This is a genomic window from Acinetobacter sp. AOR41_HL (assembly GCF_027854645.1).
GTDB lineage: Bacteria > Pseudomonadota > Gammaproteobacteria > Pseudomonadales > Moraxellaceae > Acinetobacter > Acinetobacter nosocomialis.
Genome location: NZ_JAKTHZ010000003.1, coordinates 101117 through 114727 on the forward strand (window position 1 = coordinate 101117; position 13611 = coordinate 114727).

A 13611-nucleotide genomic window follows, 5' to 3' on the forward strand; every position below is an offset into this window, starting at 1 on the left:
TAATATAGCCATTTTGCGAAATCTCAAGTTATTCTTCGTGATCTCGTGTAATGTCGATACGATTTGGTTGTAAATGACGCTTTAAATTCACGTCATGTCTTGATGTGGCTTGCTGTGCATCGCTTTCAAAGAGATGTTCAAGTTCAGCCAGCGCATTACGATGAGTTTCAAAAACCTTTTGTTCATCGGTATAAATGCTTTGCTGCTGAATGAGTAATTTCTCATCATAATCTCGAAAGATTTCGATATTGTTATAGGCTTGTTCATCGGAAATACCAAGTTCGCGTAAAGCGCGATAAGCCATACCTAATGATGATAAATAGGTTTCACGCCAAATATGTTCAACACCTAAGTCTCTTAATAGATGTACATGGTGTCTGTCACGTGCACGTGCTAGTAACTTTATGTGTGGATAGTTCAATCTTAAATGCCGTGCAACGTTCATAGAGTCTTCGACATCGTCTATTGCGAGAATAAATACTTGGGCTTTTTCTATGCCTGCCGAGCGAAGTAAGTCAGGTTGGGTGACATCTCCATAGTAGAGTTTACCGCCGTATCGACGCACAAAGTCCACTTGGTGAAGGTTGTTGTCGATGGCAGTAAAACCTAAGTGCTGCAAGCGGGCAATACGCGCAATAATTTGTCCAAAGCGACCAAACCCAGCAATGATAATTGGATTATCTTGTTGCGGAATTTCATCATATTCAGGTGGGCGTTCTTTATTAAACAAAGGAATGATTTTAGTTGCCATAATCCAGTAAATCACTGGGGTAAGGACCATCGACAATGTCACAATCAGGGTAACAGGTTCTAATAAAGCATCAGTTAAAACTTTTTCACTTTTAGCAAGGCTTAAAATGACAAATGCAAATTCACCACCTTGCGCTAAACATGTTCCAAGCAGCAGGCTATTGTTCCAACTATATTTTTTATAGCGGGCAATAGCGGTCAACACGAGGGTTTTTATAACCAGTAAGCCAATCGCTCCGCCAATAATGAGCCAAGGCATTTCAATAAATAAAGACAGTTGTGTGGTCATGCCCACAGTCATAAAGAACAAACCAAGTAATAGCCCTTTAAACGGAGCAATACTTGCTTCAAGTTCATGACGAAATTCTGAGTCGGCTAAAAGTACCCCAGTGAGAAAAGCGCCTAGTGTCGTGCTAATTCCTAAAGTGTCCATAAGTAGCACAACAGCAAGAATAATAAATAACCCTACAGCCGTAATCAGTTCGGTCGCACCACTTTTTGCGACAAAACGAAAAAATGGACGCATCACATAACGACTAAATAGGAATAGTCCACTAAATGTTGCGATGATGGCAGCAAAATAAGCAATACCATGATGGGTAGATTCGGTTCCTGCCAAGAGGGGAATGACTGCTAGTAAAGGTATTGCTGCAATATCTTGGAACAGTAAAATTGAAAATGATTGCTGGCCATAAGTCGTATTGAGCTGTTGTTTTTCAGACAGAAGCTGTAATACAAAAGCCGTAGAAGATAGCGCAAGCGCAAAACCAATCACAAAGCTCGCAGCGAGGTGTTGTTGAAATAGCAGGAATATGGTGAGCATGAGAATTATGCCCGTAATCACCACTTGCAAACTTCCCATCACGAAAATAGAGTCACGCATTTCCCATAAGCGCTGTGGACGTAACTCTAAGCCAATCAGGAACATAAGTAAGATGACCCCAAACTCAGCCAATTCCATAATGGCTTCAGGGTCATGGGCAATATTTAAAACACTTGGGCCAAGAAGTATGCCCGTAAATAAATAACCTAAAACTGTTGCAATCCCCAAGCGTTTACCCAAAGGGACTAAAATCAGAGAAGCTCCAAGAAAAATAGTTGCTTGCAGTAGGAATGACATTCATTACCCCGAATGTATTGATCTTTTTAAGTGTAAAGCCAAAAAGGTTTCTTCACACCATGATATTCAAATCATCTAACTAAATTCTTGCGGGTCAACATCAATAGAGAGTCGGAGTTGATGCTGTCTTGGTGCATGAACCAACTGAGCCCACCATTGTCTTAAATAAAAATGCAGACGAGCGCGGTCAGCAGACAAAATCACCATATGTGCGCGGTAACGTCCCGCTTTACGTTCCATTGGTGCTGGAATTGGCCCCCAGATATCAACAATATCACCTGCAATTTGGCGAAGTTGCTCGGCAGCTTCATTTAAAAAATGCAAGGTATAATCGCGATCTTTCGATTCAGCGCGTATAAGTACGGCATAGCGATAAGGCGGCAGTAATGCAACTTTACGTTCAGCCAATGTTTGTTTCGCGACTGCCCGATAATCTTTTTCAATAAGCGTGGTTAATAAAGGGTGATCTGGCCTTAAAGTCTGTAAATAAACATGGCCTTTATGTTCTCCACGACCTGCACGACCAGCCACTTGTACAATCAATTGAGCAGTACGCTCTGGTGCTCGAATATCGACACTCAATAAACCTGCATCGATGTCTAAAATAGCAACCAAGGTCACATGCGGAAAATGGTGACCTTTTGCCAACATTTGCGTACCAAGCAAAATCGAAGGTTTATTTTGCTGAATGCGATCATAAATTTTTTGCCAGCTACCGACTCGGCTGGTGCTGTCACGATCGACCCGAATCACATCATGATCTGGAAATAATTCTTGTAAATGCTCTTCAACCTTGGCTGTTCCGGCACCTAAAGTTTTGAGGCTCTTTTGCTGACATTCAGGGCAGTGATCTGGCAAGCGATGAACTGTGCCGCAGTGGTGGCAATGTAAGTAAGAGTAGGGCTGAGTGTGCAACGTAAAATGCGCATCACAATGCGGACAATTCGCTTGCCAACCACAACTTTCACAGACCAGAACAGGTGCATAACCACGTCGGTTTAAAAAAATTAAAACCTGTTCTTTTCTTGCTAAGGTATTTTTAATCTGTTCGATTAAAGGCTGACTAATACCATGTTGTTTTTTGACAATTTTAAGATCAATCAAATGCATTTTTGGTAAAAGTGCATGGCCTGCACGTTGGTTCAGCTGAAGTGCAGTTAACTTGCCAGTTTCGACTAAGTGATAGCTATCAATGCTTGGGGTTGCCGAACCTAAAAGAACAGGACAGCCTTGTAAATGTCCTCGATAAAGCGCGACATCACGGGCATGGTAACGGAAGCCTTCTTGCTGTTTATAAGACAGGTCGTGTTCTTCATCTAAAATGATAAGGCCCAAACGTGGCAGTGGTGTATAAATGGCTGAACGCGTCCCTAAAATAATAGAGGCTTTTCCAGTCTGTGCCTGTTGCCATGCTTGTAAGCGTTTAGAGTCATTTAAGCCCGAATGTAATAAAGCAATGTCGCAGTTAAAACGAGACTTAAAGCGCGAAATGGTTTGAGGGGTCAAACCAATTTCAGGAACTAACACCAATACTTGCTTACCTTGCTTTAGCACTTCATGCATGATGTGCAGGTAAACTTCAGTTTTACCACTTCCCGTTAAACCATCTAACAAAAACGCTTGATATTGATGCTGTGTATTAATGACGTGCTGAGTGGCTTTCTTTTGGTCATCATTTAGCGTGAGTGGCATTTGCGCCAATTGTACGGGTGCTGGGCTAAAGTCATGAGGCTCAAGCGTACAGTCTACGAGACCTTTCTTTTGAAGTGCTTTAAGTGTCGCAGTTTCTACACCACTCAAATTAAGAATATTTTCTGTAGTTCCAGCAGGGTGTAATTTTAAAATTTGATAAGCGTCTTGTTGTTTGATTGAGCGTTTTAGCAGAGCTTCAACATTGTCACATGGAATGATTTTCCATAGATGAAATAAAACATCCATCGGTTTACCCTGACGTAATAACGCAGGTAAAGCAGTTTGCATGACCTCACCAATCGGAAATTGGTAATATTGTGCTGACCATGTCAATAAATTTAAAACTTGTTCATCTAAAATAGGCTCATCATCTAAAAGTTCAGAAATGGCTTTAAGCTGAAAGTTACCTGTAAATGATTCTTGTGGGTCAACTTTTTCAGTAATGATACCAATCAGGTTTTGCCGTCCAAATGAAATTGCGACGCGTGAACCTACTTGAGCCCGTTCATATTGTGCTTTGGTGAGTGTATAGTCAAAAGTGTCGTACAGATGCACAGGTACGGCAACACGCACACGATAAACAACTGAATCAGGCTTTGGCGTTATGGTCATAGAGGCTCATTTCGTCAATTTTAAAAAACGGCATAGCGTCGTGAAGAGGACTTGGGTATTCTACACAGGCTATAGAATGAATATGAATGATTGCGTAGCATAGATGCAACAGCAGCGACTATTATTTTTGGAAAATTAGAACATTACCATGCCTGCATATCAATTTACTGCTATTGATGCTTCAGGGAAGCAGCAAAAGGGGGTGCTTGAAGGAGACTCAGCACGTCAGATTCGCCAACAATTACGCGATAAAGCATGGACTCCGATTAGCGTTGACCCTGTTGAGCAAAAAGATAAGCATCAAAGCCACGGGTTATTCCAGAAAAAGTTTAGTGCTTATGATTTAGCACTGATGACCAGACAACTCTCCGTTTTGGTTGCTGCTGCAATTCCTCTAGAAGAAGCTTTACGCGCCGTGAGCAGACAAAGTGAAAAAGCACATGTGCAAAATCTTTTACTCTCGGTTCGTTCAAGAGTATTAGAAGGGCACTCACTTGCGCAAGGCATGCAACAGTCAGGTCGTTTTCCTGACCTTTATATTGCAACGGTTGCGGCAGGTGAGCGTTCAGGACACTTAGATCTTATTTTAGATCAGCTATCAGACTACACTGAGAACCGTTTTGCCATGCAAAAGAAAGTTCAAGGTGCCATGATTTACCCGATCATTTTAATGCTGATGTCATTTGGTATTGTGATGGGATTAATGACCTATGTGGTTCCAGAGATTGTAAAAACCTTCGATCAAAGCAAAGATGCCTTACCATGGATTACAGTCGCTTTAATGAAAGCGAGTGATTTTATTCGCCATGCGTGGGTTTTTATCATCCTTTTTGCTGTTATAGGCGTTGTTGCGTTTGTACGGTTTTTAAAAACAACGGCTGGTCATTATGCTTTTGATCGCTTAACACTCAAATTGCCATTATTCGGTAAACTGTCTCGTGGTATTAATGCTGCACGCTTTGCCAGTACTTTATCTATTTTGACTCGTTCGGGTGTGCCGTTGGTGGATGCTCTAAAAATTGGTGCTGCTGTGACCAATAACTGGGTCATCCGTGACTCTATTGCCCATGCTGCTGAGCGTGTTACCGAAGGTGGTAACTTGGGTACGCAATTGGAGCGCAGTGGTTATTTCCCACCAATGATGGTACAAATGATTCGAAGTGGTGAGGCATCAGGTGAGCTTGACCGTATGCTGGAACGTGCATCAACTATGCAAGACCGTGAGGTGACGACATTTATTTCAACCTTATTGGCATTACTTGAACCGCTTATGCTGGTATTAATGGCAAGCATTGTGTTGGTTATTGTAATTGCGGTTATGCTGCCAATCGTAAATATGAACAATATGATTTAATAACTTTGATATTAGAGATAATGATGAAGATGGTCATGAAACAAAAAGAGCACGTTAAGGATGCTCAAAAAACCTCAAGCGTAGCTTTCAGACTTTCGGCACGTTCGAGCGGTGCTCGAATGAAACGTGCCTCAGGCTTTACCCTTATTGAAGTCATGGTCGTGATTGTTATTTTAGGTGTGTTGGCGGCTTTAATTGTGCCGAACGTCATGGGTCGTAGTGAAAAAGCTAAAATCGATACCACTCAAATTACGTTGAAGGGGGTAGCGGGTGCTTTAGATCAGTACAAGCTCGATAACGGACATTTCCCAACTATGCAAGAAGGCGGACTAGATGCACTTATTAATCAACCTGCTACAGCAAAAAACTGGATGCCAGGTGGTTATGTGAAAGGTGGTTATCCTAAAGACAGTTGGAAAAATGATATTCAATATGTCATTCCAGGAAAAGACGGTCATCCTTTTGACTTATATTCATTTGGTGCAGACGGTAAAGAAGGTGGTGAGGGCAACGATGCCGATATTTACTACCAACCTTAATTAAAATATAAGAGAGATTATCGATTCGGTTGATATGATAAAACGATAATCCGAATTGATAATCTTTCTTAATCACAAAAATATAATAACTAATTGAAAATAAGGTAAAAAAGTTAATATCTAATTTTGAGATTTAAAATAAGAATTATTCCCATATTTAATAGTTACAAGAAAGTTAAAATATGAGAGAAAATAAGCTATATATTTAAATAAAAGCTTTGCATAATAAATAAAAACCACTTTATAAAACTATGGGAGAGATTAAATGAAAGCATTTCTCGTACTTGATGAACTGAATCAGTTTCATTGGGCGATGCTTAAGTCTGTCCTATTGATTTTAGCATTATTACCAATTTCTGAAGTTTCATTAAAACTATGGCTGAGTACAGAAGGTAGCAGCCAAATCATGATTGGTTTCTTCGCATTAAGTATTGTCAGTGCATGGTTAATGGTGAGCTTTTTCACTGCATTAAAAGCAAGCATATGGCAAGCGAAACAAATATCATCTAAATATGAGCAATTAGTTTTTAAAGCTTATCGCTATGTACCAATGGTTTTTTTATCAAGTCTAGTTGCTTATTTATCTTTGCAGTTATCTAGCGCTTTTTAATACTGATAGCTAACTTCATTTTTGAAAAAGACGTAGATATTAAATCTACGTCTTTTTTTTAAGCAGGCTGTACCAATAGTGTCGTGATTTTACGGACGATCGGTAAGACTAAAAGTAATGTTGGAAAAGCGATTATCCAAGAAATTGCCCATGCCGACATCCATATATATAGGGAAAATTCTTCTAATCCCAAACTTCGTAATGTACTAATCATTGAAACCACAAAAGTCATAATGATCGATAAAAGAAAGGGTAAAACGATAGAGGTATAGCGATTTGGAAGTTTTCTAAAACTAGATAAAGATTTTGAATTTTTCATTCTAACTCCGTAAACCAACAAACGCCCGTGCCATTCAAAATATAAAAATATTTTGAATAAATAGCTCCAAGCATTGTTGGAGGTATGTTGGCACGTTGATTGACGTAAACGTTTACGGCTTTTGAATCAGCAGATTTAATTTAACATGAATTTTGAGAGCTGAAAATAAAAAGAGGGTGTTTCTTTATTTGTACATATTATATGCTTCAAATCAGATATTTAAGAATATGAGAAAAGTAAATGGAACAAATCGAGTGGAATGATTTTTTAAAAGTAGAGCTTCGTGTAGGTAAAATTATTCAAGCTGAGGTTTTTGAAAAGGCGCGTAAACCTGCTTATATTCTGCATGTAGATTTTGGTGAAGAATTGGGTGTACGTAAATCGAGTGCCCAGATTACTAAACTTTATCAACCGCAGGACTTGATTGATAAATTAGTGGTTGCGGTCGTGAATTTCCCTAAAAAGCAAATAGGGCCTATTCAGTCAGAATGCTTAGTGACAGGGTTTCATAACGCAGATGGGGATGTAGCACTTTGTATCCCAGAGTTTGAAGTTCCTCTGGGTACAAAGCTATTATAACTTAGCGACGTGATTTATAAGACACATCAACTTTACGTGGACGATAGATCCAACCTAAAACCAACAGTAATACTGCAAATCCTAAAATTGGATAATCACCTAAACGGTTATAGAGAGTTTGGCCTTGCATAGCCGGTAAATCACCTCTCAAGACAAACTCTTTATCAATCGGTGCTTGTTCAGTGATATGACCATTTTGATCAATAAATGCTGTTACACCTGTGTTGGTTGCACGAATAAACCAGCGACCATTTTCTTTCGCGCGCATTTGTACCATTTGTAAATGTTGCCATGGGCCAGCAGTACCTGTAAACCAAGCATCATTAGATACAGTCACCAAGAAGTCGCTATCTTCTGCATTACGTCGTGTCAGGTTTGGATATGCCACTTCATAACAAATTGCAGCAGCAAGCGCATGCCCTTTAATTAAGAGTGGTTTCTGGTTGCTCTCACCACGTGTAAATCCGCTCATGCTAATATCATTTTGCATGGCTGGTAATACCCAAGAGAGTAAACCTGAAAGCGGAATATATTCACCAAACGGCACAAGACGCTGCTTTTTATAAAGGCCGCTTGAATCGCTGCCAGACGCCATAATACTGTTGTAATACAGAGGACTGCCGACTTGATGTGATTTTGCAACATCCCAATAAGGAATACCGGTTACCCAAGCAGTATGGTTCTTTTTCGCTTGTGCATCCATGGCATCCAAAAACGGTTCAATGTCGGTTTGGAAGAGTGGAATTGAAGACTCAGGCCATACAATGAGGTCACGGCCCCATTCAGATTGAGTTAAACCTGCATAAATTTCTAATGTTCTAACTTGATACTCGGTTAGCCATTTTAAATCTTGTGGAATGTTACCTTGAATAAGCGAAACGCTCAGTGGTTTAGCCGCTTTAGGTTGTACAAACTGAATATATGATGCTCCCCATGCACCTAAAACTAATAGGGCAGAAGGAATAACCCAGAAAATACGCTTACGCAGAACTTCAACTAAAGCACATGCTAGTACAATTGCCACGAAAGAAATTGCATAAATACCAAATAGCGGTGCATAGCCATCAAGTAAACGTTCGGTAAAAGCGTACCCTACAAATAGCCATGGGAAACCTGTAAACACCCAAGTTTTAGCCCACTCAAAAACAATCCAGAGAGGGGCGAAAGTCAGCGGTGTTTCAGGGAAGAAGCGTCGATAAACCCAAGTTTGAAATGCTGTAAATAACCCCATCACAAGAGCCATAACAGCAATCATACATACGCTTAAAAAGGCATTGGTATCGCCATATACATGGATAGATGTATAGAGCCAGAAAGCCCCTACAAACCATAAACCAAAACCATAACTCCAGCCAATCGCAAATGCTTGTTTAGCTGAGCGTTTATGCAATGTCGCATAGAGTAGGGCAGGAGACAAAATTGCCAGCCACCACCAATAATAAGGTGCCAGTGCAAAACTGAACAAGGCACCTGAAAATAAAGCAATGAGCAATGGAAAAATTAAAGGAAGCTGTTTTTGTTGTTGCGAAGAATCTAACAGCTTTTCAAAGTATGCTCTCATTGACGTACAGCTCGAATCAGATGAATAGTGCGGGCATCTGCTTCAACAATCGTAAATAACCATTTTCCAAGTTCAACTGTCTGACCTTGTAAATCACTGACTAGACCAATTTCTTGAAGCAATAAACCGCCGACAGTTTCTACTTCATCGTCAGAAAAATCAGCATCTAAAACAGTGTTGAAGTGTTCAATTGGTGTAAGTGCCTGCACCATCCATGCATTCGCTACAGTATGGTCGTTATCTGGAACAATGTACTGTGCATCTTCATCAGCAGTATCATGTTCGTCTTCAATTTCACCAACGATCTCTTCAAGAATATCTTCAAGCGTAACAAGACCAGCCGTAGAGCCATATTCATCAATGACAATTGCGATATGGGTTTGGGTATGTTTAAGCATACGAAGAACTTGATCTGAACGTGCGCTTTCAGGCACAAATAATGGCTGGCGCATAAGCGAGCCAATATCTAATTTGGTATTCGGTTCAGTCAAAAATGGCAGTAAATCTTTTGCCAATAAAATACCGACGACGTTATCGGGTTGGTCAGCTGAGAAAACTGGAAAACGTGAGTGAGCAGACTCAACCAATACGTGAAGAATATCAAGTAACTGATCATCTTCTTGCATACTGATCATTGCTGTTCGTGGCGTCATAACTTCACGAATTTTTGTAGCAGGAAGGTCAAGAACACCTTCAAGCATGGCAACAGTATCAGGTTCTAAAAAACGACGTGAATTTTGGACTAGTTTTAATAATTCATCTCGGGTTTCGGGCGCTGTACCTAACCACTTTCGTAAGCCTCGCATTCCCCACGACGGACTCGGTTCCTCTTGCATGATCTTTCCTAAAGACTCAATGTATCAAATGAATACATTGATCATACCGAAGAAAAGGCCCTTATGCATCTATAAAACAAAGTAAAAGACAAAACACATATTGTTATGTAAACACCAGTTACAGTTCATAAGTCAGTGATCGGTTTATGCTAAAATGTGAAAATTCTATTTGTTCGAGTTTGTTATGTCAGAACAACCTATTTCACCTACTGTACAACTCAATACGCGTGGTTTACGTTGTCCGGAACCTGTCATGATGTTACATCAAGCCATTCGTAAATCTAAGTCTGGAGATGTGGTTGAGGTCTTCGCAACAGACAATTCGACTTCGTGGGATATTCCTAAATTTTGTATGCATTTAGGTCACGAGTTGCTTTTACAAGAAGAACGCTTAGATGAAAATGGTCATAAAGAATTTCATTATCTGGTGAAAAAGGGTTAAAGCAAATATCTAAAGCTTTAGCTCCATGTTCTTGAATCTAATAAAAACTAAAACACTGAATACACTTCATTTCAGGACGTAAAGATGAAAAGTTCTCATCTATGCTTAGGGCTTGCTATTTGTGCCTTATTTAATTCAATCGCATATGCAAAAACCTGTGAAATTCCTATACAAACTATGAATGTCGCAGGTTTAAAGGTTGGGCAAAATATTCGTGAGTTTCAAAAGCTTCACCCTTCAGTAAGGCAAGTGGTGTTAGGAGGAGATAGTTACCATTTAGAGTTTGCCGATGGGGTTGATGCCCAGATCAAAAAAACAGGCGTGACTTGGATTGATCATATTGCTTACGATCTGGATAGTGAAGTGATTACTTCATTTAGTTTAAGTTTTCTTGATGGCCCTATGGCAAGTTATGAGACGGATTTAGATCTTTTTAAAAGTAGAATTCTCAAAAATTTTAAGGTGCCCCAAAAAGGCTGGGTGCAAAAGAACAATAAATATATTTATCAATGTGATGATTACCGAATTGAGATTCATCAGGACTATGGTGCTGCACATACAGCCATTGGGCCAACAGTTATGGTATTTAGTAAAAAATCGAAGATATTCTAATAAAAAAACTCCCCTCATTTGAGGGGAGTTTTTTTAAGGAATTACATGTTCGGGTAATTCGGACCACCGCCGCCTTCAGGCGTTACCCATGTAATGTTTTGAGATGGGTCTTTAATATCACAAGTCTTACAGTGAACACAGTTTGCTGCGTTAATCTGGAAGCGTTTAGAACCATCATCATTTTCCATGATTTCATAAACACCAGCAGGGCAGTAGCGCTGAGCAGGCTCATCCCATTTTGGTAAGTTCACATTCACTGGAATTGAAGGATCAGTAAGCTTCAAGTGAGCTGGCTGATTTTCTTCATGTACAGTGTTTGAGATAAACACCGAAGACAAACGATCAAATGTAAGCTTGCCATCTGGTTTTGGATAGTTTGGCTTAAAGCTCGTTGCATCAACAGTTTTCAATGCAGCGAAGTCTTGTTTCAAATCATGCAAAGTGAATGGAACTTTAAAGACGTTCTGGTCGATAAAGTTAAATGCACCACCAATCCATTGACCAAATTTATGCATTGCTGGGCCAAAGTTACGAGAGTTATAAAGCTCTTCTTTTAACCAGCTGTTGTTAAATTTGTCAGTGTATGAAGTTAATTCTTTAACGAATAAATCTTCACCTTCAGTAACACGAGCAATCGCAAGGTCACCGCCTTTTTCTACACCAGCAGCAATCGCTTCAAATACAGCTTCACCACATAACATGCCTGATTTCATGGCAGTGTGTGAGCCTTTGATTTTTGCAAAGTTTAAGAAGCCTGCATCATCACCAATTAAGCAACCACCTGGGAAAGTCAATTTAGGCAATGAGTTGAAACCGCCTTTCACTACAGCACGTGCGCCGTAAGAAATACGCTTACCACCTTCTAAATACTGTTTAATAAGTGGGTGAGTTTTCCAGCGCTGCATTTCCATAAATGGATACATGTGTGGATTTTCATAAGACAAGTCCACAATCATACCCAAAGTCACTTGGTTGTTTTCAGCATGATATAACCACCAACCACCAGACGAACCAGTTTCAGATAATGGCCAACCTGCACCGTGCATCACTAAGCCCGGCTTATGTTTTGCTGGGTCAATTTCCCAAAGTTCTTTAATCCCGATACCGTAGTGCTGAGGGTCAGCATCTTTATCAAGATTATATTTTGCAATTAGGCGTTTACCTAAGTGACCACGGCAACCTTCAGCAAAGAGGGTGTATTTAGCGTGAAGCTCATAACCCGGAGTAAAGTTATGCGTTGGTTCGCCATCTTTACCAATACCCATGTCGCCAGTTTGAATACCTTTTACAGTACCGTCTTCATGGTAAAGCACTTCAGATGCAGCAAAACCAGGGAAAATAGAAACTTCTAATTCTTCAGCTTTTTGACCTAACCAGCGAACAACGTTACCTAGCGAGATAACATAGTTACCGTCATTGTGCATGGTTTTTGGAACCATCCAGTGAGGTGCTTCTTTAGACGTAGTTTCTGAAAGCAAGAAGAAAGTTTTGTCTTCAGTTACAGGCACGTTAAGAGGCGCACCTTCTTCTTTCCAGTTTGGGAAAAGTTCATTAATAGCACGCGGTTCAAGTACAGCACCAGATAAGATATGCGCACCTACTTCAGAGCCTTTTTCAACTACACAAACTGAAAGATCGGGTAAGTTATTCTCAATCGCTAATTGACGGATCTTAATCGCAGCAGATAGACCTGCAGGTCCTGCACCTACGATGACAACGTCAAACTCCATCGATTCGCGTTCGATGTGTTCCATGTAGGACTCCTCAATACTTAAAGGTGGCAACCGTAATGTCAGATCATCCGGTGCTGCCGTGAGTTTTAATCCATAGGCGCAAATATGCTATTGTGCCTTTTATCGTTTTGGCTAGTATAGTTTTAAACCATGATCTAGCCAATTGGCTGAGTCGTCATATTTTCTCGTCAGCAAGGCATAAACTATGGTAAATCAAAATAATTCCCCATCGGATATGGGAAAAATACCGTTATCTGATGATAAAAACTTAATGAACATTGCACAATACTTAAAAGGTGTACAGCAAAGTCACAAAAGGTCAATCCCACCTTTAGAGCAATGGCATCCAAAGCATTGCGGTAAAATGGATTTAACGGTTAAAGCCAATGGAGAATGGTGGCACGAAGGTCAATTAATCAAGCGCCAAGCCCTATTGGATTTGTTTACCAAAGTCCTATGGAAAGAAGAGGGTAAATTCTACCTGAAAACCCCTGTAGAACAAATTGAAATCGAAGTTGAAGATGAACCTTTATTGGTCAATCAGGTCGATCAGGTTGAAATTTCAGGTGATCAGTTTTTGCAACTGACTACCACCAATCAAGATGTGATTTTAGTTGATGCAGAACACCCGATTTTTATGCGCGAATATGCAGGAGAATTACGCCCATACGTGCATGTCCGATTTGGTATTAATGCGCTTATTCAACGTCAGGCTTTCTATCATCTCGTGAACTATGGAACATTGGTCGAAAATGATAAAGGCGAAACCATTTTGCAGTTAAAAAGTGGTAATTTGCACTTGCAATTAGGCACTTGAGGTTTAAGCTTTATAGAGTGAAATTTTCTGACACT

At 40.1% G+C, this 13611-nt stretch carries 13 protein-coding genes; 7 read left to right on the forward strand and 6 right to left on the reverse strand.

Annotation, left to right across the window (positions count from 1 at the left end):
- Positions 1–28 precede the first annotated feature (28 nt).
- Together MKL35_RS00635 and MKL35_RS00640 are read right to left on the reverse strand one after the other, a co-directional pair.
- A complete protein-coding gene (locus MKL35_RS00635) occupies positions 29–1870 on the reverse strand; it encodes a monovalent cation:proton antiporter-2 (CPA2) family protein (protein ID WP_004710778.1) in 1842 nt (613 codons plus the stop codon).
- Between the two features lie 75 nt (positions 1871–1945).
- Positions 1946–4174 carry a primosomal protein N' gene (locus tag MKL35_RS00640; RefSeq protein WP_006580968.1) on the reverse strand — a complete coding sequence of 743 codons (2229 nt, stop codon included), beginning with the start codon at positions 4172–4174 and terminating at the stop codon, positions 1946–1948.
- Positions 4175–4322: 148 nt separating this feature from the next.
- On the opposite strand from MKL35_RS00640, the gene gspF reads away from it, so the two are divergent.
- From gspF to MKL35_RS00655, 3 genes are all read left to right on the forward strand, one after another.
- A complete protein-coding gene (gene gspF / locus MKL35_RS00645) occupies positions 4323–5528 on the forward strand; it encodes a type II secretion system inner membrane protein GspF (RefSeq protein ID WP_004699003.1) in 1206 nt (401 codons plus the stop codon).
- Positions 5529–5551: 23 nt separating this feature from the next.
- Complete coding sequence (gene gspG, locus MKL35_RS00650) at positions 5552–6067, forward strand: type II secretion system major pseudopilin GspG (RefSeq protein WP_017393987.1); 516 nt, start codon at positions 5552–5554, stop codon at positions 6065–6067.
- A 265-nt stretch (positions 6068–6332) separates the two neighbouring features.
- Positions 6333–6677, forward strand: coding sequence for a hypothetical protein (locus MKL35_RS00655; RefSeq protein ID WP_006582257.1), 345 nt, complete (start codon positions 6333–6335; stop codon positions 6675–6677).
- 58 nt (positions 6678–6735) lie between these two features.
- Here MKL35_RS00655 and MKL35_RS00660 read toward each other — a convergent pair whose 3' ends face one another.
- A complete protein-coding gene (locus MKL35_RS00660; RefSeq protein ID WP_081404370.1) occupies positions 6736–6996 on the reverse strand; it encodes a DUF2798 domain-containing protein in 261 nt (86 codons plus the stop codon).
- A gap of 240 nt (positions 6997–7236) precedes the next feature.
- Here MKL35_RS00660 and MKL35_RS00665 point away from each other — a divergent pair, with 240 nt between their 5' ends.
- Positions 7237–7575 (forward strand): tRNA-binding protein, encoded by a 339-nt coding sequence (locus MKL35_RS00665; protein ID WP_002156976.1) that lies wholly within the window; start codon positions 7237–7239, stop codon positions 7573–7575.
- Position 7576: 1 nt separating this feature from the next.
- Here the strand turns inward: MKL35_RS00665 and lnt are convergent, their stop codons facing one another.
- Together lnt and MKL35_RS00675 are read right to left on the reverse strand one after the other, a co-directional pair.
- The gene (lnt, locus tag MKL35_RS00670) at positions 7577–9136 is read right to left on the reverse strand and encodes an apolipoprotein N-acyltransferase (RefSeq protein ID WP_033846395.1); all 1560 of its coding nucleotides are present in this window, start codon (positions 9134–9136) and stop codon (positions 7577–7579) included.
- Positions 9133–9972 carry an HlyC/CorC family transporter gene (locus MKL35_RS00675; protein WP_002156911.1) on the reverse strand — a complete coding sequence of 280 codons (840 nt, stop codon included), beginning with the start codon at positions 9970–9972 and terminating at the stop codon, positions 9133–9135. Before MKL35_RS00675 ends, lnt begins: the two co-directional genes overlap by 4 nt.
- 184 nt (positions 9973–10156) lie before the next feature.
- Between MKL35_RS00675 and tusA the strand changes: the two genes are divergently transcribed.
- Together tusA and MKL35_RS00685 are read left to right on the forward strand one after the other, a co-directional pair.
- Positions 10157–10414, forward strand: a complete 258-nt coding sequence (gene tusA / locus MKL35_RS00680; RefSeq protein WP_002053527.1) for a sulfurtransferase TusA — start codon at positions 10157–10159, stop codon at positions 10412–10414.
- Positions 10415–10498: 84 nt separating this feature from the next.
- Complete coding sequence (locus tag MKL35_RS00685) at positions 10499–11026, forward strand: hypothetical protein (RefSeq protein ID WP_032009917.1); 528 nt, start codon at positions 10499–10501, stop codon at positions 11024–11026.
- Positions 11027–11067: 41 nt separating this feature from the next.
- Here MKL35_RS00685 and MKL35_RS00690 read toward each other — a convergent pair whose 3' ends face one another.
- Complete coding sequence (locus tag MKL35_RS00690; RefSeq protein WP_002053275.1) at positions 11068–12780, reverse strand: electron transfer flavoprotein-ubiquinone oxidoreductase; 1713 nt, start codon at positions 12778–12780, stop codon at positions 11068–11070.
- Positions 12781–12964: 184 nt separating this feature from the next.
- Between MKL35_RS00690 and MKL35_RS00695 the strand changes: the two genes are divergently transcribed.
- The gene (locus tag MKL35_RS00695; RefSeq protein ID WP_002053462.1) at positions 12965–13576 is read left to right on the forward strand and encodes a DUF1285 domain-containing protein; all 612 of its coding nucleotides are present in this window, start codon (positions 12965–12967) and stop codon (positions 13574–13576) included.
- The last annotated feature ends 35 nt before the right edge of the window (positions 13577–13611 follow it).

What these genes read in the sequence shown, in the direction of transcription:
- MKL35_RS00635 (WP_004710778.1), bottom strand. Translation starts at nt 1,870, where the DNA reads ATGTCATTCCTACTGCAAGCAACTATTTTTCTTGGAGCTTCTCTGATT.
- MKL35_RS00640 (WP_006580968.1), bottom strand. Translation starts at nt 4,174, where the DNA reads ATGACCATAACGCCAAAGCCTGATTCAGTTGTTTATCGTGTGCGTGTT.
- gspF (WP_004699003.1), top strand. Translation starts at nt 4,323, where the DNA reads ATGCCTGCATATCAATTTACTGCTATTGATGCTTCAGGGAAGCAGCAA.
- gspG (WP_017393987.1), top strand. Translation starts at nt 5,552, where the DNA reads ATGAAGATGGTCATGAAACAAAAAGAGCACGTTAAGGATGCTCAAAAA.
- MKL35_RS00655 (WP_006582257.1), top strand. Translation starts at nt 6,333, where the DNA reads ATGAAAGCATTTCTCGTACTTGATGAACTGAATCAGTTTCATTGGGCG.
- MKL35_RS00660 (WP_081404370.1), bottom strand. Translation starts at nt 6,996, where the DNA reads ATGAAAAATTCAAAATCTTTATCTAGTTTTAGAAAACTTCCAAATCGC.
- MKL35_RS00665 (WP_002156976.1), top strand. Translation starts at nt 7,237, where the DNA reads ATGGAACAAATCGAGTGGAATGATTTTTTAAAAGTAGAGCTTCGTGTA.
- lnt (WP_033846395.1), bottom strand. Translation starts at nt 9,136, where the DNA reads ATGAGAGCATACTTTGAAAAGCTGTTAGATTCTTCGCAACAACAAAAA.
- MKL35_RS00675 (WP_002156911.1), bottom strand. Translation starts at nt 9,972, where the DNA reads ATGCAAGAGGAACCGAGTCCGTCGTGGGGAATGCGAGGCTTACGAAAG.
- tusA (WP_002053527.1), top strand. Translation starts at nt 10,157, where the DNA reads ATGTCAGAACAACCTATTTCACCTACTGTACAACTCAATACGCGTGGT.
- MKL35_RS00685 (WP_032009917.1), top strand. Translation starts at nt 10,499, where the DNA reads ATGAAAAGTTCTCATCTATGCTTAGGGCTTGCTATTTGTGCCTTATTT.
- MKL35_RS00690 (WP_002053275.1), bottom strand. Translation starts at nt 12,780, where the DNA reads ATGGAACACATCGAACGCGAATCGATGGAGTTTGACGTTGTCATCGTA.
- MKL35_RS00695 (WP_002053462.1), top strand. Translation starts at nt 12,965, where the DNA reads ATGGTAAATCAAAATAATTCCCCATCGGATATGGGAAAAATACCGTTA.